Annotated in this window: 10 protein-coding genes; 7 read left to right on the top strand and 3 right to left on the bottom strand. The window is 45.7% G+C overall.

Annotated elements, in window-relative coordinates:
- Positions 1 to 47: 47 nt before the first annotated feature.
- The 6 genes from KE626_RS33760 (at position 48) to KE626_RS33735 (ending at position 11076) form a co-directional block, all read left to right on the top strand.
- Positions 48 to 1241 (top strand): winged helix-turn-helix domain-containing protein, encoded by a 1194-nt coding sequence (locus tag KE626_RS33760; RefSeq protein ID WP_211977501.1) that lies wholly within the window; start codon positions 48 to 50, stop codon positions 1239 to 1241.
- A gap of 234 nt (positions 1242 to 1475) precedes the next feature.
- Positions 1476 to 2033 (top strand): RNA polymerase sigma-70 factor, encoded by a 558-nt coding sequence (locus KE626_RS33755; protein WP_346344517.1) that lies wholly within the window; start codon positions 1476 to 1478, stop codon positions 2031 to 2033.
- Positions 2034 to 2092: 59 nt separating this feature from the next.
- Entirely contained in the window at positions 2093 to 3178 is a 1086-nt protein-coding gene (locus KE626_RS33750) for a FecR family protein (protein ID WP_211977500.1), read from the top strand.
- Between the two features lie 114 nt (positions 3179 to 3292).
- Complete coding sequence (locus KE626_RS33745; protein WP_211977499.1) at positions 3293 to 6748, top strand: TonB-dependent receptor; 3456 nt, start codon at positions 3293 to 3295, stop codon at positions 6746 to 6748.
- 31 nt (positions 6749 to 6779) lie between these two features.
- Positions 6780 to 8243 (top strand): RagB/SusD family nutrient uptake outer membrane protein, encoded by a 1464-nt coding sequence (locus KE626_RS33740; protein WP_211977498.1) that lies wholly within the window; start codon positions 6780 to 6782, stop codon positions 8241 to 8243.
- A gap of 67 nt (positions 8244 to 8310) precedes the next feature.
- Entirely contained in the window at positions 8311 to 11076 is a 2766-nt protein-coding gene (locus tag KE626_RS33735; protein ID WP_211977497.1) for an MGH1-like glycoside hydrolase domain-containing protein, read from the top strand.
- Positions 11077 to 11204: 128 nt separating this feature from the next.
- Here the strand turns inward: KE626_RS33735 and KE626_RS33730 are convergent, their stop codons facing one another.
- The 3 genes from KE626_RS33730 to KE626_RS33720 all read right to left on the bottom strand — a co-directional run bounded on the left by KE626_RS33730 (position 11205) and on the right by KE626_RS33720 (position 20372).
- On the bottom strand, positions 11205 to 13190 hold the full coding sequence (locus KE626_RS33730; RefSeq protein ID WP_211977496.1) for a SusD/RagB family nutrient-binding outer membrane lipoprotein: 1986 nt from the start codon (positions 13188 to 13190) through the stop codon (positions 11205 to 11207).
- A gap of 11 nt (positions 13191 to 13201) precedes the next feature.
- Complete coding sequence (locus tag KE626_RS33725) at positions 13202 to 16447, bottom strand: SusC/RagA family TonB-linked outer membrane protein (protein ID WP_211977495.1); 3246 nt, start codon at positions 16445 to 16447, stop codon at positions 13202 to 13204.
- Between the two features lie 1048 nt (positions 16448 to 17495).
- Positions 17496 to 20372, bottom strand: a complete 2877-nt coding sequence (locus tag KE626_RS33720; protein ID WP_211977494.1) for a DUF5107 domain-containing protein — start codon at positions 20370 to 20372, stop codon at positions 17496 to 17498.
- A 292-nt stretch (positions 20373 to 20664) separates the two neighbouring features.
- Here KE626_RS33720 and KE626_RS33715 point away from each other — a divergent pair, with 292 nt between their 5' ends.
- The gene (locus KE626_RS33715; RefSeq protein WP_211977493.1) at positions 20665 to 23250 is read left to right on the top strand and encodes a bifunctional YncE family protein/alkaline phosphatase family protein; all 2586 of its coding nucleotides are present in this window, start codon (positions 20665 to 20667) and stop codon (positions 23248 to 23250) included.
- The last annotated feature ends 211 nt before the right edge of the window (positions 23251 to 23461 follow it).

Genomic DNA, 23461 nt, shown 5'->3' with positions numbered 1-23461 from the left:
TAATTTTCCAAACACCACTTTGAATATTTCCTTAATTTACTGTACATATGAACCCAGTTACCCTCACCATATCGCAAGCCAGGAAAATCATTCTCCACGCGGCCGGACTATCGCGACAGGCCCAGTTTGGGAAAGGTTATGAGGCCGTTTATAAGTTCATCGATCATCTTGGCTTTATTCAGCTCGATACCAACTATGTTGTTGAGCGCGCGCACCACCACACCATTGCAGCACGGGTGCCCGACTACAAACCGGAATGGCTCGATGAGTTGCAGGCAGACGGAAGAATCTTTGAATGCTTCACTTCTGATGCAGGTTATATGCCCATGTATAACTATCGTTATTCCCTGCCGGTAAAGCAGGGTTTTGTATCCCGCAGAGGGCCGCTCGCACAACCGGAGGTCAACCTCATGAACAAGGTGCTGGACAGGGTGGCGCGGGAGGGGCCGTTGATGATATCCGATTTTGATAACGACCGCCGGGAGCCTGGTTCCGGTTGGTGGGACTGGCGGCCGTCGAAGGTGGCGCTGGAGCGGCTTTACCTGGATGGGCGACTGATGGTTACCCGCACAAAGGATTTCAGGAAGGTGTATGATCTGCCTGTTAATTTAATCCCGAATGATGTTGAGACTCACCTGCCCACACCGGCCGAATTTGCCAGGCATGTGATCCGGCGCGATTTAAAAGCACTTGGTATCGGCTATGCAAAGGAAATAGCCTGGCGTGCCCGTTACATTAAAAATAACCTGGTAAAAAAAGAGCTGGAAGCGCTCGCAGCGGAAGGAGAAATTTGCAGCGTTACTATCGAGGGCTTGAAAACGGCCCCTCTCTACATGCTGCCAGGCTATAGAAACAAGAAGATCCAACTGTCTGGCGACGCGTTTATCCTCTCTCCGTTCGACATACTAAATGTGTTCAGGCATCGCCTGAAGGATTTCTTCGATTTCGACTACCAGATAGAATGCTTTGTTCCGGCGCCCAAGCGGAAATACGGATATTTTTCATTGCCTATACTGGTAGGCGATGTTTTTGCAGGCAGGATGGATTCAAAAGCCGACCGGAAACAAAAGGTATTAATCATACACAATCTTCACTTTGAGCCAATGCAGCTCAGCAAGCAGACGATTGGTAAAATTACAGATGCCATTAAAACATTTGCCAGGTTCAATCAATGCCGGGAAATCGTCATTAAAAAATCTAATCATAAACAATACCTCAAAGCAATAAAGGATGCGCTCTGACAATGGCAGACGACCATTTTGCCGGGAAGGTAAGCCCTGTCAGTTTTAAATATTATGCTGCCTGACTACCGGCATTTTATAAAAAAAGTGTACTTTAAGATTTGAATAAAATCTATCCGTTGCGTTACCATTGCATTCCTGTTTTCCCGGGAATGTTGCGATTTTACGTTTATCAACTAAAATTAATACAATCGATTGCGAAATAGTTCACATCATATAAATGAGGAGCCGGTTGTGGAACTTCAGCTAATCGTGGATGGTGATGAACAGGCGTTCCGCCGGTTGTTTCATTATTTTAGTCCCCGGCTCAACCAGTTTGCCTATTCCATCATTAAAATAAGGGAAGCGGCGTCTGAAATAGTCGACGATGTATTTATCAAATTATGGAAACAGCGGGAAAAGGCGGCGTCCATTTCCAATATTCGTGTATACCTCTATGTGGCGGTAAAAAACAGTGCGCTCAATTATCTTTCTTCCAAGGCCCATCGCCAGATTACGGAGCCCTTCAATCATTTCGACATCGCCATGAGTCATGACCAGGCGCCGGATCAGCGAATGATCAGCGCCGAGCTGCAGGAAAAGATCACCTCTGCCATCGAGTACCTGCCTCCCCGGTGCAAGATGATATTTAAGCTGGTACGTGAAGATGGTCTCCGCTACAAGGATGTAGCCGAAATCCTCAACCTCACTGTAAATACAGTGGATGCGCAGATGGTGATAGCCGTTAAACGTATTTCCGAAAAGGTGCAGGCGCATTTTACGGCCTTCCCTAAAAAGGCTGTAAAAAAATAATTTATTTCCGCTTAAGGTCATCTCTCCATTTCCCTGTCTTTATCATTAACCAAGGGTCAATGCATAAAGAAAGGATCGCACAATTAATTGCCAGAAAATTATCCGGAGAAGCATCTCCCGAAGAAATACAAGAGCTGGATACGCTGCTGGAAGCGCATCCGGACGATGCTTATTTTCTTTCCATCCTGGCGGATTACTGGACTGCTTCCGTCTCCCCCGTTGCGGATGAAGATGCGGATCCCGATGCGCATTTCCGTTATATACTGGACTCGGCAGCCAGCGAAACACCGGAAACGGGATCTATATCGCTGCCAGCGCACAGCTCCCGTTCACATTACACACGTAATATCCTGGCCGTTGCTGCTGTTTTTGCAGGGCTGCTCTTCTTTTCCTGGCTGTACTTCCGGACTCCAACCGGTGTACCCCAGGCATCCCGTATAGAAACAATTGCCAAACCGGGCGCCAAATCGAGGTTATTATTACCGGATGGCAGCGTGGTATGGCTTAATTCAGGCAGCAGGATCAGCTATGCTGTCAATTTCATGGATTCCCTGCGGGAAGTAGAACTGGAAGGAGAAGCTTATTTCGACGTTGCGAAAAATAGCCAACGTCCTTTTATCGTGCGTACCCGCGATATTACCATAAAGGTGCTGGGCACCGTTTTCAACGTAAAATGTTATCCGGACGATAATAAAACAGAGGCCACACTGATCAGGGGTTCGGTACAGGTATCCAAAACCGGCGATAACTCCCGGCAAGGGTTGTTGCTTCACCCACATGAAAAATTAGTGGCGAACAGAACAACGGAAAGTGTTTCCGCGAATACAGATCATCCTGCTCTCTCCATTGCGGAGAATGATATGGTCGTAAAACGCCTTAAAGAAACCGCTGCCGATACCTCCATGACAGAAACAGCCTGGGTATATAATAAACTTGTTTTTGACGGAGAGGATTTCCTGGAGATCGCAGCCGAAATGGAAAGATGGTACAATGTAAAAATAGCTATCAACGATCCCGCAGTGGCCAGGTACAGGTTTCATGCAAAATTTGAAAACGAAACTATCACGAAAGTATTGTCAGTGCTGCAGTTATCGTTGCCTTTCACATTTAAAATCGACAATAATGAGGTAAACATCTACAAGTAACAGCAAAAAAAATCGGGAAATGCGGACACATTCCCCGATAAAGTCTAATGTTTCAGAAACCTCCGATCGGCAAAATCAACGGGTTTCTTCCTTTTAAACCATAAATCTAAAGTTATGAAAAAAAACGTACCTCCCGCCAGGGGAGTTATGACGCCACGTGTGCTTAAATTCCTTCTGTGTATGAAGCTTTCCTTGTTAATTATTTTCCTTACCGCTTCCCAGGTCTATGCCGAAAAAGTTTTCAGTCAAACTATAACCGCCAGCTTTGAACAGGTTGAACTGCGTGCGATCCTGAATGTGATCGAGAAAAAAGCCAAAGTCCGGTTTATATATAATTATGATCTCAACCTGCTAACGAAAAAAGTAGACTTCTCCATGAAGAATGCTACGGTTTCCGATGCACTCAATAAATTATTGGAAAACTCCGGTCTGCGGTACCGGGACATGGGGAATAACCTGATCGTGATTTCACAGGGCAACGATGTGGCCACAGCCGGTCAGGCCCGGGTTACAGTTACCGGAACGGTAACGGACGATAGTAACCAGCCCTTGCCTGGGGTGAGCATCAATGTAAAAGGCACTACCCTCGGTACTGCTACCAGCCCTGATGGGCATTTCACGCTGAATGTGCGTACCGCTAATGATACCCTGCTGTTTACCTATATCGGGTTTGCTTCACAGGAGCATGCACTGGCAGGGAGAACAACGCTCAATGTAAAACTGGTGGCTGTTTCCAGTAATCTGAACGATGTAGTGGTGGTAGGTTATGGTACGCAAAAGAAACAAAATGTGACCGGCGCCATTGCGTCTGTTTCTATGAAGGAAATCCATGATATGCCGGTGTCGAACGTGGCCAGTGCGCTACAGGGTAAAATAGCCGGCGTAGTGGTGCAACAGAATTCAGGAAGCCCGGGCAAAACACCTGCCATCAAAGTGAGGGGCTTTGGCTCTATTTCAGCAGGAACAAGTCCATTGATAGTGGTAGACGGTAACATTGTTCCTCCCTCCGTATTTGGCTTGCTGGATGCAGAGGAAATTGATAAGATCGATGTGCTGAAAGATGCCTCCTCTGCGGCTATCTACGGCTCCCGCGGCTCCAACGGTGTGATACTCGTAACAACAAAAAGAGGGGTACCCGGTAAAATAAGAATGAACCTGAACGCCTATACGGGATTTCAGCAGGTGTCGAAAAAACTGGATGTACTGAATTCACAGCAATATGCAGAATTTGCTAAAGATGCAGCCAACAATGCTTATCTCGACAATGTACCCGGCGCCCAGATATCTGATCCCAACAGCGCACGGCCTTCCAATTACCTTCGTTACCGTTATCCCCGCGGCGAATCCTTTGATTGGTTGAATTTCGATGACCCGGCCAAATTGGCCGCACTCCCGGATTACCACTACCAGGACCTCATTTTCCGTACTGCACCGATCAGCAATTACCAGTTCTCGGCCACAGGTGGCTCCGAAAATGTACAGTATACTGTCAGCGCCGGCTACCTGAAGCAGGATGGTATTATCAGGAAATCAACGATGGACCGTTATACCCTGCGGGCAAACGTGGATATACAAGCCACTCCAAAACTGACCATTGGGGTTAACATCAATCCATCTTACAAAATAACACAGGAAGTAAGATCCGATGGACACTGGGCCAGCAACGGCATCATCAATGCCGCACTCAATACCATGCCGATGGCGCCTATCTACGGCCCCGACGGCAGCTATTCTTCGATGGCAGCCCTGGCAGCACCCTACAACCTGCCCGGTATTACCAATCCAGTTGCCAATATTACCGAATATAACAGCCCATTCCACGAAACTAACCTGCTGTCTAATGCCTACGCAGAATACAAATTTCTCCCAAATCTGAAATACAGGGTTTCCGGTAATGCCAATCTTTACCAGAACAGGAGAAACACCTATACCACTTCAAAGATGCCGCTTAACCAGCAATTGCCGCCTACGGCTGCCACAGGCACCGCGTTTTCAGAACAGGGCGTTAGCTGGCTGGTGAACCAGGTACTGAGCTACAATGTATCTTTCCGGAATGTACACAACCTGGAAGTGCTGGCCGGTACTGAATCCAGCAAACTGCAATACCAATCTTCCGACGCCGCCGGCAACACCTTTGCCAACGACATTGTACAAACACTGAATGCTGCCGGACAACCGGCATCCGTGAGTTCGCAAATCACAGAAAACGCAACCGTGTCTTACTTTGCCAGGGTGGATTATAACTATAAAACCAAATACCTGTTGAAAGTATCGGTGCGGCGCGATGGTTCCTCGATTTTCGGACCGGACAACAGATTTGGTACTTTCCCGGCGGCATCCGCGGGATGGCGGGTTTCAGAAGAACCTTTCATGAAAAATCTGCCGCTGTTATCTGAATTGAAACTGCGCGTTAGTTATGGTCTTTCCGGTAACAATTCATTCAATAACTACTATCCTTATGTAGGAAGTGTAGGTAGCTCCAATTACGCCTTCTACAACAATATCGTTACCGGTCTTGCTATCAGCACACTCGGCAATCCAGGTCTGAGCTGGGAGCGCAACCAGCAACTGGATCTTGGTGTGGATATCGGTATCATACAAAACAGGATCTCTCTTACGGTAGATTATTACGATCGCATCACCAAAGACCTGCTGCTGTCCGTAAATGTACCCACGCTCACCGGATTCGGTTCTGCCGTGAAAAACATTGGCAAGATGAGCAATAAAGGTTTCGAATTTGGTGTGAATAGTTATAATCTTACCGGGGCATTTACCTGGAATACCAGCGCCAATCTCTCCTTTAACCGGAACAAAGTGCTGGCACTGGGGCCCACCGGCGATCCCATCCTGAGCGGCAGTGGTGTTGGAGAAACGAACATTACGATGATAGGCGAGCCTATCGGCAGCTTCTATGGATACAAACAGCTGGGCATATTCAAGGATGCCGCCGACCTGCATACCAATCCGCATGATAATACCACAAGACCCGGAGATCTGAAATATGAAGATGTAAATGGTGATGGCGCCATTGATGCGAAAGACAGAACAATCATTGGCAATAATCAGCCTGATTTCATTTATGGTATCAGCAACACCTTCTCTTACAAGAACATCGATCTTGCTATTGCCATACAGGGTACCCAGGGAGGGCAGATCCTTAACCTGAGCCGCCGCTTTTTTGATAACCTGGAAGGAGGAGGCAACAACCTGACAGTAGCACTGGACCGCTGGCGTTCGCCGGAAAATCCCGGCAATGGCAAGGTACCAAGAGCTAATGCGCGTACTACCGGTAATAACAATGCTGTTTCTTCCCGTTGGGTAGAAGATGGCTCCTACCTGCGTATCCAGAATATAAGCCTGGGCTACAGGTTGCCAAAATCTGTTATAAGCCGTCTTAAGTTACAACAGGTACGGATATACGCTTCTGCACAAAATCTTTATACCTGGACAAAGTACCTGAATTTCAACCCGGAAGTAAGCAACTACGAGGGGCCGCTTACCGGCGGCGTTGACTATGGCAGTTATCCATTGTCAAAAACAGTGACTTTCGGCATCAACGTTGGCTTTTAATATTCAGGTGAAACCACAAAACTGACATCTCATGAAATTCAATCATAGTATTACATACAAGGCAGCTTTACTCGTTTTCCTGCTGTCGTCCTGCGGCAAAAGTTTCGTAGACCTGCAGCCGGTATCTTCCATCACCACCGGTAATTTTTACAAAACACCGGAAGATTTTAAAAATGCTGTCAACGGCGCCTATAACGCGCTCAGATCAGGCGGTACTTATGGCGCTGACAGTTACATTTTCGGAGAGATAAGGTCCGATAACTCCATACCGGTGGCTTCCGGTTCTGTAACCGACCAGGATGAATTTGACCGTTTCTATATACGCACTACCAATCCGTTTATTAATAACCGCTGGAGCAATAGCTATTCAGCTATCGCTCGATGCAATGCTATTCTCGGGCGCATTGGCACTATCACCATGACGGATGCCGTGAAAAATCAGTACACCGGGGAAGCCAAATTTCTCCGCGCGCTCTTTTATTTTAATCTTGTTTGCACCTTTGGAGATGTGCCACTGGTGTTAAAGGAGATCACCAACCCGGATGAAGGGTATGAATATGGCAGAAACCCGAAAGCAGCCGTATATGCGCAAATAGAAAAAGATCTTACAGAGGCTGCTGATGCATTACCTGTTTCCTTTACCGGTTCTGATGTTGGCAGGGCCACAAAGGGTGCCGCCAAGGCCGTTCTTGGCCGCGTATTGCTTACCCAGAAGAAATATGCACCGGCAGCAGTACAATTAAAAGCCGTTATTGATCTGCAGCAGTACAGCCTGGTACCGGTGTATGCCGACTTTTTCAAAGTGAGCAACAAAAATAATAAAGAAGCCATTTTTGATGTGCAATATAAATCCGGTGGCGTAGGACAGGGAAACACCTGGCCCAACTCATTTGCTCCGCAAAATTCAGGGAATGCCGTTATCATGTTCGGTGGTGGCGGTAATAATACCCCCAGCGACGACCTGGTAAACGACTACGAAGCCGGCGACCAGCGGAAGGCAGCAACCCTGGCTACTTCTTATGTAAATGCCAGCGGCGCTACAATTCCGGGCAATTTCGTTAAAAAATATTTTGACGTTCCCACCGTCAATAATGATAATGGTAATAACATACCTGTTATCCGTTATGCAGATGTGTTACTGATGTATGCCGAGTGTTTGAACGAAGCAGGTTACGTGGCCAGCGGTGATGCCTTTACTTATCTTAACAATATACGTAAACGCGCAGGCCTCAATGATCTCACTTCTGCAACAGTTCCCAACCAGGCGGCGTTCCGCCTGGCAATGGAACATGAAAGAAGAGTGGAGTTTGCCTTTGAAAACCTGCGCTGGTACGATCTTGTAAGAACAGATCGCGCTATTACCGTAATGAATGGGAAAGCAGCGCAGATCAACCTCGTAAATCCTGTTACCACAAAGAACCTGGTATTCCCGATACCACAAAGCCAGATCGACATCAATAAAACAAAGATCACCCAGAACGAAGGTGCTAACTAAAAATTGAATGCCTGTTAATTTCCGGATTGTACCGGGAGTTAACAGGCATTCACTCAAAACGTCCGTCATGAAAATCATAGCAGGGTTTATTTTCTGCCTGACATGGCTATTAGCTGCCAACAGTTACGCCCAACATTTCAATATTCAACAACTCAATGGCAGCCATGACCTCAGGTTGCCCTCCTGGGGGCCTTATTCCAAGCGGTATGCAGGCATTTCGCATATTCCGGATATGGCATCCGGGATGCGTTTCGATTTTTCGGTACTGCCGGGCTATTACCGCAATAAGCTGTTGGTGCCCAATGTACGGTTTGAATCGTCCTACTTTCCATGGAATGTGAAAAATGATTTGAGTACTATCACGTACCGGTATGAACTGGAATGGAAGGACCAGGTATATACCGATGTTACCTATACATTAATTGATACCGCTGCTGTATTGGTATCCGTACATTGTGTTAACAATACTGCACTCCCGCAGTTGCTCTCTCTGAACCTGGTAGCCTCGATGGAATATCCCGAAAATTACGGGATACAAACATTAAAATATGGCGATGGCACGCAATGGTATAATGCAGTGGACTATCGTTCGATCTCATATGCTGTGAAACAGCCCAATACCGACCTTGTTTATGATGGATGGATGCGCGGAGAGGTGCGAAGCTCCCGGCTGATAAACGGCCGCGGTATTGGAGGAGGATTTGGCAGGCAGCAGGGCGATAAAATCACATATGAGGTTAACACACCAACCGGCGATAAAAAGGCCAGGATACTTTTTATTTATACGATGAAAGGTGGAAAGGAATCTGTGGTGCAGCTCTCGGGACTGGCCAACCAGAAAGTTGTTTTCAAACCAGCCGATTCGCTTGCTGTACTGGATGTTCCGTTTGAAGCAACGCACAATAATAGCCGGCTTCTCACCCTTACTTCACTTGGCGGTGGCGATATCCTGTTGAATGGTTTTGTTGTAACCACAGATCAATCCCGTGAGCCTTTTACTATTGTGCCCGCGCCGATGCTTAAAATGCCCGTGTCCGAAGAAAACCTCCCGGATCGCAGCCTGCTGCTGAAATACCAGGATGTACCGCTATACTACGGGATCACATGGGATACAGCGCTTTTTAAGATACGTAGCATCCAAAATGATGAACTGGATATTTTTCTCCGGAACGAAACGCATAACCATGTGGCCAAAGTGCTGACTGGAAATATGAAAGGTGATTATGCCAACATTTTTATCAGACCGGTATCGGTAGAGCCGTATTCCGACCAAACATGCACCGCACTGCTTACCTGCGGAACACGCGATGCAGTGATGGCTGCGTTGAAAAAAAGCAGCCCGCTAAAAACACATTTTGCCGCTCAGCTAAAAGATACGATCCCTGAAGAAAAAGGAATACTGCCGAAAGGACAACCATACCTGTTCAGTCAGCGGATGCTGAAAAGCGCGTTGCTTTCAAACGTAGTATATCCTGTTTATACTCAAAACCAGTACATTAAACATTTCACCCCTGGCAAATGGTGGAACAGCCTGTATACATGGGATCTTGGCTTTGTGGCATTAGGGCTTTCTACCGTTAACCGTGAACTGGCAACAGATTGCATCAATGCCTATGTAACTCCTCCCGGGAGCCAGTCGGCCTTCATCCATCACGGAACGCCACTGCCGGTGCAGGTATATGCCTTCCTCGAACTGTGGAACCAAACCCAATCCCAGGAATTACTCAGCTATTTTTATCCCAGGCTTAAACAATACTATGAGTTCCTGGTGGGGCGATATGGAAGTTCTTCTACCAACGTATTGCAGTCTGGCTTGCTGAAAACCTGGGACTATTTTTATAATTCCGGCGGGTGGGACGACTATCCACCGCAGGTAGGTGTTCACCATCAGCATTTGGAAAAACAGGTGACGCCGGTTGTAACAACCGCGCATATTATCCGTGTGGCCAAGATATTGAGAATGGCCGCCAGGGCGCTCAATAGCCGCTCCGATCTCAAAATATATGACAATGACATCAGCAAGTTTACCGCTGCACTGCAACGCTATTCATGGGATGCAAAGAGTGGATATTATTCCTATGTGATGCACGACAGCACCGGCCATGCCACCGGATTCTTTAATGACCCGGCATCCGGCGCCAATTTTAATATGGGTCTTGATGGCGCGTACCCGCTGATATCGGGGATATGTACCGCCAGTCAGCAGGAAACCTTAATAAACAAAATCTTTTCATCCAAACATATGTGGAGTCCTTCCGGAATTACGGTAGTGGACCAGTCGGCCCCTTACTATCGTTCAGATGGTTACTGGAACGGAGCCGTATGGATGCCGCATCAGTGGTTTGTCTGGAAAACTATGCTGGATATGGATAGCAGTGATCTTGCCTACAAAATAGCCTCCACAGGATTGGATGTGTATAAAAGAGAAACGGATGCCTCCTATTATACATTTGAACACTTTCTGGCGGCATCGGGCAGAGGCGCCGGCTGGCACCAGTTCTCCGGTTTATCTACCCCTGTGCTATCCTGGTTTACGGCATACTATAAAACCGGAACCATTACACCTGGATTTGAAATCTGGATCAACGGGCAGTCTTTTAACAATGATTATACTTCGTACAAAGCGAATATTTCCTTTGATCAGGCTACCCCACCGCATAAACGCACTGTGCTGGCAGGAATGAATCCTGCATTTGACTACCAGGTGCAGTTTAACGGAAAGCCGGTTGAGGTAAAACGGCTGCAGAAAGGAGTGCTGCAGATAAGTCTTCCTGCTGCAAATGGCAATGGAACACTGGTTATTTCCCGGGATGGTGATGTCAGTAGGCGATAAAATCCGGGAGCGTTAATTCAGGGACCCTTCCTTACCAAAAACAATAAAGCCGCGCAATGGCGGCTTTATTGTTGTCTTCACTTTGTTATTAATCCACCGGAGGTGTCTATCTCACCAGCCGGAAGAATTTATTCCAATACATTCTTCCATTTGGTAGTACGGCCTGTAAACCATACCGGGAGATCCGGATTATTAGAAGGGCTGATAATTGACCAACTTTCCGGATCGGAAGCCTGAACACTACTTGGATAAGTCATTCTTTCTTTCCATTTGTATTTGTCAAACATGGAAGCCGGGTTGGTACCGACATATTTAATTAATCTGCGGGCAGCGGTGTATGGCACTTCAAAGTTCAGCATATTGTAATGCAACTGCAGTTGATTAAATATTGCCTGTACTTGTTGCTGGCTGGACATTGCATCAAATTTCTGAGCAGCATTCTCAGCAAAAGTGCTTGCATTATATTCCATGGCAGGTTTGGCATTGATTCTGGAATCATCCATGGTGCCTGGCATTGCCGGCATGGTTGTTTTGGAATATTGATTTGAGTTATTCAGATCATACCAATATTTGCAGGACAATATAATCGCATTCTTGTAGTGCTCACGTGCGCTACCATTCAATGTACCAAAACCTCTTACCGCTGCTTCCGCCAATGAAAGCTCTGTTTCAACCGCATGAATGGTTGGATATTTCAGTGCGAAGTTGAATTCCGGGCGTACATTATATGCGGCAACCAGGTTCTTTTCAGTACCTACGTTCCCGTCAGTGTCTTCGGAATTAGCGAGTCTGTTGCGAAGTGCATTTAACAGGAATGATTCACGTTTGCTCAAATCTGCTTTTGATGCTGCATCCAGTTCAATTGACAGGCTATTGTTTACACCATAGTAAAAGATGGTTTTTGTAATATCAGTCAGAATAGGATCGTTGATGTAGTAGCCACGCAAAACTTTATTTAAATAGCTATTTTCATCTTTATTGCCATCCCATTTTGTTTCAACACCCAGGTATCTGCCATTAGCGTCCGGAGAGAAGATATAAGAAACACGCGGGTCAACAGTACCATTTAACAAACCAGTTGCGGAATTATCACCACTAAAATAGTATAATGTTTTTCCGTTTACCACTTTGCTACCTTCAACCGGTTGGCAATACATCACGTCCTGCAGGAATTTTTTCCCTGCGGTGAAATCAGCTCCTCTTTCCCTGAAAGAACGTGTAATTCCCAATTCATTACAAATACGATTCAATGCAATAACAGCGATGTCGGCTATACCAGCTACATCGTTAAAGTCGCTCATTAAAGGTTTGCCCTGTAACTCTGTCAGCACTTGCTTCGTCAACGCAGGGGTCACCTCGCTTACGTTCATTGCACAACGTAATCTTAATGAATTAATGTACTTACGCCATTTCAAAATACTTCCGCCAAAAAGGATATCCTGTTGACTAAACGATGCCTGTTGGGTAGAAGTGAGTGTCAGATTCGTCAACGCTTCTTCCGCCACCTTAAAATCATTGATGATTTTAGGATAGATCTCAGACTGGCCCAGGTATTTGGCTTTAAGGCCGTCAAGGCCGCCCGCTGAACCTGTTTCTATGTATGGCACCTTATCATACATGTCAGTGGCTCTTTCATAGGCATAACCTTTCAGCGCATGCAATAAAGTGATATACAGGCTATCTAAATTGGTACGCTTAGCTTGTGGCGTGTTGTTGTATTCACGTTGTGCCCAAAGTACGGATGTCATCCACTGGGTATTCACAAAGTTGAAGATAGATTCGTTGAAACCGCCGGTACCCCAGTCATGCTCAACATCTGCGAGGGTGTAGGAGCCTCCTTCTGCCATTACATTATAAATTTGAATGCCACTGGTGGTAACCCTTCCTCCACTTCTTACCTGGTGATAAACAGAACCGTAATCACCACTCAAAAAGAAGCCCTGGGTTAGCTGAGAAGTGAAGAAGCCGGCGATAACGCTTACTCCTGACTTATCCGCCATATCCTTCGAATATCCATCCGGGTTCTGATACAAATCTTCCAGTGTCTTCTTACATCCTACAGAAGATATTAACAACGTAAGTAAGAAAAGTGATTTTAAATGTATGTATTTCATCTTAGTTGTTTTTAGAATTTAGTTTTGATAGAAATACCTATTGAACGTTGTGCAGGCAATGCAGTTGTTCCATAAGAACCTACACCCCAGCCGGTTCCGTTAGTTGATTCTGGTATTGAATTCGGTGCAGCTTTGTAAAGGTAAGCTACATTGTTTGCAAACACAGATACTACCAGGTTGCTCATACGAATCTTTTGAGCAATTCTCTTACTCAAAGTGTAATCGAGGGCTACGTTACGCAGTGCAATGTAATCGCTTTTGAAGATTCTGTCTTCAGGGAAGAAACCATTTGAGAAGTAAGAATCGTAATAATAGTTATCCGCAGAAACCACTTTAGTATTTGGTTTACCATCCACGTCAACACCTGGCAATATCACACCGTCGTGGAAAGTAGGTCCGCCATTAGGGTTGTTACCTGCTACTTTTTTGGAATTTGCATCCAAATAATAGGCAACTCCACCGTGTGCGGCATCTCTATATTTCAAAGTTTCGTTCAATGCACCAGCAGCCATCATGTAAGTTTCTGTACCTGACAGGAAAGTAGCGCCAAACTGGTAGTCGATATTTGCAATAAGGCGGAAATTCTTGTAGGTAAAGGAGTTGAGGATACCACCTGATATATCAGGAATTGTTTTACCAATCAACTTAGCAGTGCTCTTATAATCGTAGGCAGAACCAGCAGCATTCACCACTTTTTGTCCATTGTTTGCGTCACCTGGTTTGTCATATGTGTAAGTTGACTTAGTCAGGTAAAGCTGACCATATTCCTGGCCAACATTAGCTACAGAGTTCACGGCACCGAATGCAGTCCATAAAGTGAGTGATTGCAATTTACCGTCCAGTTTCTCTACGATCGTTTTACCGTGTGCAAAGTTCAGGGTAAGATCCCACTGGAAGTCTTTCGTGAGGACTGGTTTGGTTTTAATAGCCAATTCCCATCCTGTGCTCATTACATCACCGGCGTTCATACGAACATTTTTAACACCCATTCCCGGAGGCGCAGCTACTGCCATGATCTGGTCGTAGATGTGAGATCTGTAAAAAGAGAAGTCTACACCAATTCTTCTGTTTTCGAGCAAATAAGTTTCAGCTCCTAACTCAAATTCACGTTTACGCTCTGGCTTTAAATTTGGGTTTCCGTTGGCATCCATTGGAGGAAGATCAGCGGGCGGAGTCAACACATAACCACCACCGGTTTGAGAGGTAGCATAGTTAACGTTACTGAAATAGCGTGGACCCGGACGGCCTACGTTAGCCCATGATGCTCTTAATTTGGCATAATTGAACACTGTCGGTAATTTGAAGCTTTCGCTTAAAATCCATGATGCACTCACACCTGGGTAGAAATAGCTGTTATTACCTGGAGGCAAAATAGAAGACCAGTCTTGTCTGCCCTGCGCTTCAATATACACCTGATTTTTCCATGCTAATTGTGCAGATCCGATTAAGCTATACAATATATCCTCACCGTTTGTAAACTGGTACTGAGGCTGCACACCTAATGGCAAATTGTTAAATGAGAAGTAGTTAGGAATAACGAGTTGTCCATAACCATTCACAGATGCTCCTTTTCCTTCAGCGCTATTTTTTCTGACTACTCCACCTACAAAACCAGACAAATTAAAATCATTATTTATTTTAGTATCGAAGTTCAGCATTCCCTGGCCGTAGGTAGTTTTGTAGATATTCGTTACATCACTATACATGAAACCACTACTAGGTCCCAGTAACTGCGGATCTAATAATTTACCTTTATATTCATTCCGCTCTGTGCTATAATCCAACCCTCCCATTAATGTGGCGCTAAAGATATCGGTGAGCTTTATATCAGCAGATAAAGACTGGATATTATGCAACCTGGTGAAATTGGATTTATTCTGGTACTGATCCCAGAGAAATCCTACCACTCCTTTTCTACCATTGGAGATCAAATTTCTATTGCTTGGGCTGGCAAAGAAATTATATCCATCTGGTGTCAGCAAATGTTGCTTTAACAAGCCCACATTGATATCCGCACTAAACGCGCCAATCTCTGCCTGCTGACCTTCCCCGTTCATGGTGCTCAGGTTGGCAGCATTCACGTTCTTAGAGATGAAAAAGTTGCCGGTATATTTAAGGGTAATGTTATTGTTTATTTTGTATGAAGAGTTAAGGCTAAAAGTATTTTTGTTAAAATTTGAACCTGGTCTGATTGGCGTCATATTTAAGTTAGTATAGGAGAAACGATACTGTCCCTGCTCGTTTCCGCCACTTACTGCTACATTGGAAGTATTTTGATGCCCGGTATGGTAAAGATCATTGTAGATATTTTTGGTCTGTGCCTGCCATGGTCTTTCTACACCGTCCCACCACATTACTTTTACGCTTGGGTCAAATTTTGGTCCGAATGCCTGGGCACCAGTACCATCTCCCAATGTAGGGGCCAATGTTCTTTTTCCATTTACCAGGTAAAATCCATCCTCATCATTCTTTGGATTGCTGGGGCTGGAACCTGAACCATATTCATTTTGCAGTTTAGGCATGAATGCAGCACGATCCCATGAGGTGGTGAAAGAAGCTGCTACACCGATTCCTTGTCCTTTGGTACCACTTTTGGTGGTAATCAGCAACACGCCATTCGCACCTTCACTACCATATAGTACAGATGCTTTTGCACCCTTCAGAATTTCCATAGACGCAATGTCATCCGGGTTGATATCGTTAATACCGGTTCCATTATCACGATCCGTAGCGGCAAAACCCATTTTCGTATTCTGGTCGTGAATGGGCACTCCATCTATTACAATCAGCGGACGTGTAGATGAATTCTCGTCAAAAGATACTGCATTACGAATGTTGATTTTCATACCGGCAGTAGGACCCGCAGCAGTAGCTCCTACCTGTACGCCCGGCGCTGCGCCATAGAGAGCCTGTAAAGGATTGGAAGGTGTACCACTGATCATAATCCTGTCGGCATCAATTTTAGATACCGCATAACCTAATGCCTTGGATTGTTTCTTGATACCCAAGGCTGTAACCACCACCTCATCAGCAGTCCGAACACTGGCGGCCAATGTTATCTGCATAGACGATGTAGCCTGCAGTTCCTGGGTTACAAAACCAATATAAGAAATGATCAGTCTTGCATCTGGTTTAACATTGATGGTAAAATTACCTGCTTTGCCGGTCAGCACCCCGTTGGTGGTACCTTTTTCGCCCACAGTAGCACCTTCAAGAACGTTGCCGGTTGCGTCCTTGATAGTACCTGAAACTGTCATTTTTCCTTGCCCATAGGCAAACATGCTTCCTATGCAAAAGAGCATAAAAAGCAAAAGACATCTTTTGATTGACTGCATCGTTTTTTTGTTTTTAAAATTGAATAGAACTTATGTTGGTATAGTATTATGAATGGAACCCTATATGTTGCAGGCTGTTTGTACCTGGTACATTGATCGGCGTCAGGCTATTAATTTTTATGGCCAACGCTTACTATATCGAACAGATAGCCCTGCTGATAATACCAATGGTAGGAAGACTTGATAGATATAATGTTTCGGTGCATTGAGCCAGACCAGTTGCCTGGGTAAAGTCGTTACCTGCTCTTCCACGTAGTATCCATCCCGGCTGCTGATAATGGTCGGATTTAATATGGGACCATGTTAATGTTTAGTATTCATTCTCTTGGTTTATACTTTTTGCAAAGCAGTAGCTACTGCGCTATTTTATAGCACAAAAACCATTGTTTGGTTGGCCTGATTTATTGAAACGGGATAAAGATGTCCTGTTTGAAAGACATCACTTATAGTTCACTAACGCTACTTGGTGAATAGAAAAATTTTAACGTGCATATACTTACGAATAACAAAGTGATTGATAAAAAAATTCTGGTTATTTAGTGAAATTCAGGTTGAATGTTTAAAGGCAATCTAATCTTTCCAATTGTTGTTGACCCTGATTGAATTTATAGTTTAGGCATAATTGTAGGTTGACATGCGCCCGACTAACACGCTAATCAGTTTTACGTAAATCGTTTTAGCTAATCATATAAAAAAAATAACTCGCTTTTTCGCTACTCCTAATGCTCTTTCTCTTATTCTCAAACCTATGTAAAGTTTTTCAAGTCACGCAATTTTTTAACAACTTTTTTAGAAAAAAGTTAAGATAGAATTAATTTTCATTAAAATAAAATTAGTAAGACACGCAAATCCGGGGTTTAGGGTCCGCGTTTTTCTTCTCATAAGACACCGCATCCAGCCAAGCGATGCAATAATTTTCTCATATGCACCCGTAACTATTAATTAATTTATTCATTTGAAAAGAGATACTTTACATCGCTTCGATGGTTTGCCGGAGCGCGGCAGGAATGGTACGTTGCCCACTGGCAGCCGCTTTATCCAGTTCATCTTCCTGCTGCTCATGACGTTCTGCAGGATATGGCGCACCCGCACCCAGATGCAACGGCCATAGCCGTGCCTCGGAGATCTTCTGCCGGGCGGCAGCATAGCGTTGTTTGCCAATGGCGTCTACCGCAAGCAATAACTTCACCTTACGATACAAACGGCGTCCTTCCACCGCGCCCTCATAAGGCAACACCCTGATATCTGTCAATGCCCGCTCTGCTGCTGCATATTGTTTATTCAGTACCAGGCTGCGTATGTACAACATACCAATGATGTAATTTTCCGGTGTGCGGTGATGGTAGGTTGTAATCAGCTCCAGTGCTTTATCATATGCTTTTTCGGCTATTAGCTGTTCAGTAAGCATTTTTCCATACCGCCATTCCCCGGGGGCTATCTGTACCGCCCGCGCCAGATCTGCATTTCGGCGTACCCCATCTTCCGGTGCGTACAGACGTGCCCGCAAGGCATACAAAGGTGCGAAGCTCACGGACGCGGGAACAGACTGTAATAGTTTCATGGCTTCAGCGCTGTCATTCCGGAACAGGTAAATCAATGCCAGGTAATAGGACGGCTTCCAGTCGGCACTATGGGCCATTGCCCATTGCATCACCGGCACACTTTCCTCCCGGAAAGGAAATACCATCAGCGCACTGCTGCTGTCTGCGGCGGCCGCGTAACGCGATGCGTCCGCATCCTCCCGGTGTAGGTAAGCCCTCCAATAAAGCACTTCCGACTGCGCAGGCGCCAGGTCGAGCAAAAGACGAGCATCATCCTTTAATCCCATTTCGTTGTACCAGGCAGCCATTTCGAGATAAGTTTCATGTGGCAGCTCATTCTTCAGCTGTGACTGAAAAGCGGCTTTGTGTGCTTCATCTTTATGCAGGAGATATTGTTCGAAATGCGCAAAATGCTGCAATGGATCGATCATGAGCAGGCTATCGCATGCTACCCCGGCCTCATCCAGCTTGCCTGAGCGGCGGCTGGCAACAGCCTGTAATAACAATCCGCTGATGTTCCGGCTATTATCTGCACAGCTTTTCCCTGCGTAGGCAACGGCTTTTTCCAGCTCCTTTTTTTGCAGGTACAATTTCGATAACGCTGTATAAGCCGCGCTGCGGAAAGACGGTGTAAGTGCCGCTACCTCTAACCCATCCTGCGCATCATTGAACCGACCGAGCTGCGCTGCGGCAAAGGCATAATTATAATTGGCGCCGGCATCGTAAGTATCAATGGAGAGCGCCTGCCTGGCGCAATAGAAGGCAGAATCATAGCGCAACTTACGATAATGAATAAACGACATTTCTGTTAAGGCAGGAACAAAATATGGATCAATGGCCAGCGCCTGACGGATCTTACTTTCTCCATCAGCATAATCTCTGAAGCGCAGCAGGTCGCGCCCCGCCAGGTAAAGACCGTATACGCCCTGTTCATTGAATCCCCCGGGCCGCGTTAAAGGACGTTCCAGTGCAACCTGGGCCGCTTCCGTATCCGGCGAGGTCGTCATATCTTTCAATACGATCTTCGCCGCACGAGTGCCATCGGACAGCGGGCATACATAGTGCGCCGCTTTTAAAGGCTGCAGCTCCACGGGGTGACTGTACAGCAGATGATCGGCAGCGTCATATATTTTCAATGTATCCGTGAGCGATACCACGGGAGAAAGCACTACCGATAATTCATGACCACTTTGTGTAGCATGTATCACGCCCTGCAAACCTGCATCCGTAAAGCCGCCGGTACCACGGAAAGGATACCAATATTCTTCCCAGCTGTCGGTAGCGTAAGGCTGGAACCCGGTTTGACGGAACGGCGTAGAACTGCTGCCCACCACATTCTGGTTGAAGAGGCGACCGCTCTGTATCTCGCAATACTGGCCGCTCTTGTCAGTCAGCAACTGTTCCCATATCTTTCCCTGCTCCGACAAGGCCCATAGAAAGATCTTCTTACCTAGCTTGTCTTCCCGGTTGGCATAACGAATCATGCCGGCATCCTGCTGTTTCCAATAAGCGCCAAAATAATTACTATGTACCCCCAGCACATGAAACGACTTATCTGCCCCGAAATTACTCTGCGCATATAAAGACAGCTGCCTCCCATTGGAGCTGTCTACCGGCCACGGTCCCGGCTTTCCGTCATGCCCGATATAGTGATTACCCGGGTACAGGAATTGCAGGTCATTGCCCACGGGGATACCTACATTCGTCCATGCGTAATACGGCTGCACAAAAGGGGTAGCATTGTGCCAGGTAGAGCGGGTAGTGAAATAAGCCTTATCAGCGGGCAATCGTATCTCAACGGTCCATTTAGTACGTGTAAGCAGGTCCAGCGTACTGATAAAACAACTGGCGCTGCCATCGCTGTTTTTACGCACCAGGTAATCCACCGGTGTGGCACAGTTGGGTGTATGGCCGATGATCCCGTAGTTGGATTCTATCCCTCCACTTGTCCAGGGTCCCCGCATGGCAATATCCCGGAACTTCACCACATCATTTTCATACAGGAAAGACTTACCCGTTTGCTTGTCAACAGCCGTCCATATCTTCCCGCCTATCTCCGGCGTAATCATCAACTTAATATAATCATTCTCCAGCTCCACTATCTTCCAATCCTGCTGCAGTGGCTTATCGGTGAAGCCGTCGTACCGAAAGTACGGGTATATCCGCTGCGCCGCCACCGGATCAGGGTCGGAAAACGGGTATGTCTTGTAACTCTTTTTATATTCTTTTATAGACACTGTATGCTGCGCCATAGCAAATAAAGGCAGCAACATGAATAAAAGGATCCGGTGGGTAAGAGGAAACATGCCTTGCTGATTTTGGTGGTAGGTAAATTAGGCTGTTTTAAAGACTTTGTCAATAGGGTGGGAAATTGGGGAAGATATTTACCCCAGGAAAGAAAAAGCCAATTCAGGAAAGCGATATCCCCTCCCGATACAGAAAGCGTAACTTCAAATTAACCAGTATCTTTTCATCGCTAAAATTATCTTTGTAGCTATTGTTCATCCAGGACAAAACCCGCTGTCGTAATTCGAAGTCCGTAACCTGGTTCCGGGATGCGTTCTTCGGCCAAATTTCATTTCATTAATTACTAAAAACATGATGAGGACCGGACAATCTTTCTTTCCAGGCATCCTTTTTTTCGGGCTTTTACTGACCACGCAAAATATGCAGGCACAGGTAGCAGCACCGCACAAGGATATCAGAAAACCTGTAGATACCGCCTGGAGCCACTCTTTGGCAGGTGATAAACTGCTGGCCAATGCTCAATTACTGAACCCCGCAGGGCAAAGCCTCAATCTGGCCAAAGGAACCAGGGTATTGAACCTGGAGTTCGCCCGGCAACAGCATATGCTCATTGCAAAAACCAACAGACAGTTGACTATTATCGATGCAAACGATTTTAAAACGCTTAATAACATTGACTATTCCGATAAGGAATCCGGCTCCATGAACGGCCTTGCTGTAGATAACAACGACTCTACCATTTATTTTACCGGGCTGGAAAAAAATTTATATGTTGGCAATGTTAGTCCATCAGGCACATTTACGCTGACAAAGAAAATTGATCTCTCTGCCAATAATAATAAGACTAACCCGTTAGGAATCGGATTATGCAAAAATAATGTTGCCTTCGTGGCCCTTGCTATTACCAATGAAATTGCGGTTGTTGACCTTGCTAAAGGCAAGATCTTAAGCAAGATCCCGGTAGGTGTTTGTCCGTATGCTATCATCATCAGCAAAGACAAAAAACTCGCATTCGTGAGCAACTTCGGAGGGCCGCATCCCCGAAAAGGAGATAGAACAGAAAAATCAGCCGGAACAGATGTTGCCGTGGATGACCGGTCAGTGGCACTTCGAGGCTCCGTTACTGTCATTGATATTGAGTCAAGAAAAACGATTACAGAGATTCCTACCCGCATCCACCCGGAATCAATGACATTATCTCCGGAAGGTAAATCATTGTATGTTACAGATGATAGTGGCGATGGCATTAGTGTAATAGATACAAAGACATTAAAAGTCGTACATACCATTAATACCAAACCGGATCCATCTCTTCCCTATGGCAGCCTGACAACCGCGCTGGCATTCAGCCCCGATGGGAGAACACTCTTCGCAGCCAATGCCGGAAATAATTCAATTGCACTCATAGATCCCAGGCACCCACAGAAAGTGCCTTATGGCTTTATTGCAGCCGGAGGCTTTCCGGGAACTATTAACATTGCCGGAAATAACTTATTCATTGGAAACGTCACCGCCGTGAAAGGAGAGATCCAAAAAGTGGCACTTCCCGGCAACCAGGCAGAACTAAACACCTACACCACCGAAGCCAGTAAAGGGTTTCATTTCATAGAATTACTGAGAGCTCAGGCCGTAAGTAACGCCACCACAGCCCCTAAGCCCATACCTGATAACGTGGGGGAACCATCCTCTATAAAGCACGTAGTATATATTATTAAAGAGAATAAAAAATTTGACCAGGTACTGGGTGATTTTGGAAAAGGGAACTGCGATCCAAAACTGGTTGAATTTGGAAAAGAAATAACGCCCAATACACACGCCGTCGCCAAACAATTTGTGTTGCTGGACAATTACTATTGTAATGGCGTCAATTCAAGCGATGGACACCAATGGGCTATCCAGGGAATTACCAGTCCATACCACGAAAAAGATTTTTCAAACGGGCATTGCGCCTATGATTTTGGAACAGATCCCTTATCCTATGCAGGCTGTGGTTTCATCTGGAATCACTTGCTACGCAAAGGTATTTCATTCAGAAACTTTGGAGAAACAGATCTCGCCGAAATAACCAAAGGAAAAACCTGGACAGATGTATACAACTCCTGGAAAAATAAAAATGATTCTGCCCGGTATAAATGTTCATACGCCATGAAAAGCCTGGAAAAATACAGCGACCTACGCTATCCCGGTTGGAATATGAACATTACTGACCAGGTCAGGGCCGACGTATTCATCGAAGCATTAAAAGAATACGAAGCAGCAGGTAACCTGCCTGAATTTATGATCGTTTATTTACCAAATGATCATACCAGCGGGTATGGCGAGGCATCCCCTACCCCTCGGGCCTATGTAACAGACAATGACTGGGCAACCGGACGAGTGGTGGAAGCGCTGTCAAAAAGTTCTTTCTGGAAGGACATGGCAATATTCATCAATGAAGATGATCCTCAAAGCGGCACCGATCATGTGGATGGACATCGTTCCTTCTGTTTGGTAGCAGGACCTCATGTAAAACGGGATACCGTTATCAGCCATTTTTACAATCAATCATCTGTATTACACACCATCTGCCAGATATTCGGTGTACAACCTATGAATCAACTGGTCGCAATGGCGCCGTTAATGACAGCCTGCTTCAATCAAACGCCTGACTATACGGCCTATAACAGCCTGACACCAACTGTTGCCATCAATGAACTGAATCCGCCCAAAAACCAGATCAAGAGTAAAACTACTGCCCGGTTAGCACCTCTGACGCAGAAAATGGATTTCTCCAAACCGGATTTAATCGATAAAGATGCGTTGTTATTCAGTGAGTACGTATGGTCTACCATACATGGCGATAAGCCCTTCCCCAAAGCATATTTCGGCGCACATCAAAAGGGGTTAAAAGCCCTCGGTTTGAAAGCAGACCCGAAATCAGCGGAAGATGATGATTAAGAAAGATGTGATACTATCCCGCACTGAAATATTTTTCATTGCGGGATAGTGACCGATATCCAGTACTGCAGGGAGTATTGATCAGGATTAAATAAAGAAAAATAGATGTAAATAAAAGAAAGGGCTTACTTCCCGGTAAACGAATTGAAAAGAATAGTCTGTAATAACAAGGGCGGCCCAATGGACCGCCCAATGTTTAATATTTTAAAAG

Source organism: Chitinophaga hostae (assembly GCF_018224885.1).
Lineage (GTDB): Bacteria > Bacteroidota > Bacteroidia > Chitinophagales > Chitinophagaceae > Chitinophaga > Chitinophaga hostae.
Note: the sequence above shows the minus strand (reverse complement) of the source record. Positions and strands in the feature narration are given on the sequence as shown.

What these genes read in the sequence shown, in the direction of transcription:
- KE626_RS33750 (WP_211977500.1), top strand. Translation starts at nt 2,093, where the DNA reads ATGCATAAAGAAAGGATCGCACAATTAATTGCCAGAAAATTATCCGGA.
- KE626_RS33745 (WP_211977499.1), top strand. Translation starts at nt 3,293, where the DNA reads ATGAAAAAAAACGTACCTCCCGCCAGGGGAGTTATGACGCCACGTGTG.
- KE626_RS33760 (WP_211977501.1), top strand. Translation starts at nt 48, where the DNA reads ATGAACCCAGTTACCCTCACCATATCGCAAGCCAGGAAAATCATTCTC.
- KE626_RS33720 (WP_211977494.1), bottom strand. Translation starts at nt 20,372, where the DNA reads ATGTTTCCTCTTACCCACCGGATCCTTTTATTCATGTTGCTGCCTTTA.
- KE626_RS33735 (WP_211977497.1), top strand. Translation starts at nt 8,311, where the DNA reads ATGAAAATCATAGCAGGGTTTATTTTCTGCCTGACATGGCTATTAGCT.
- KE626_RS33730 (WP_211977496.1), bottom strand. Translation starts at nt 13,190, where the DNA reads ATGAAATACATACATTTAAAATCACTTTTCTTACTTACGTTGTTAATA.
- KE626_RS33740 (WP_211977498.1), top strand. Translation starts at nt 6,780, where the DNA reads ATGAAATTCAATCATAGTATTACATACAAGGCAGCTTTACTCGTTTTC.
- KE626_RS33715 (WP_211977493.1), top strand. Translation starts at nt 20,665, where the DNA reads ATGATGAGGACCGGACAATCTTTCTTTCCAGGCATCCTTTTTTTCGGG.
- KE626_RS33725 (WP_211977495.1), bottom strand. Translation starts at nt 16,447, where the DNA reads ATGACAGTTTCAGGTACTATCAAGGACGCAACCGGCAACGTTCTTGAA.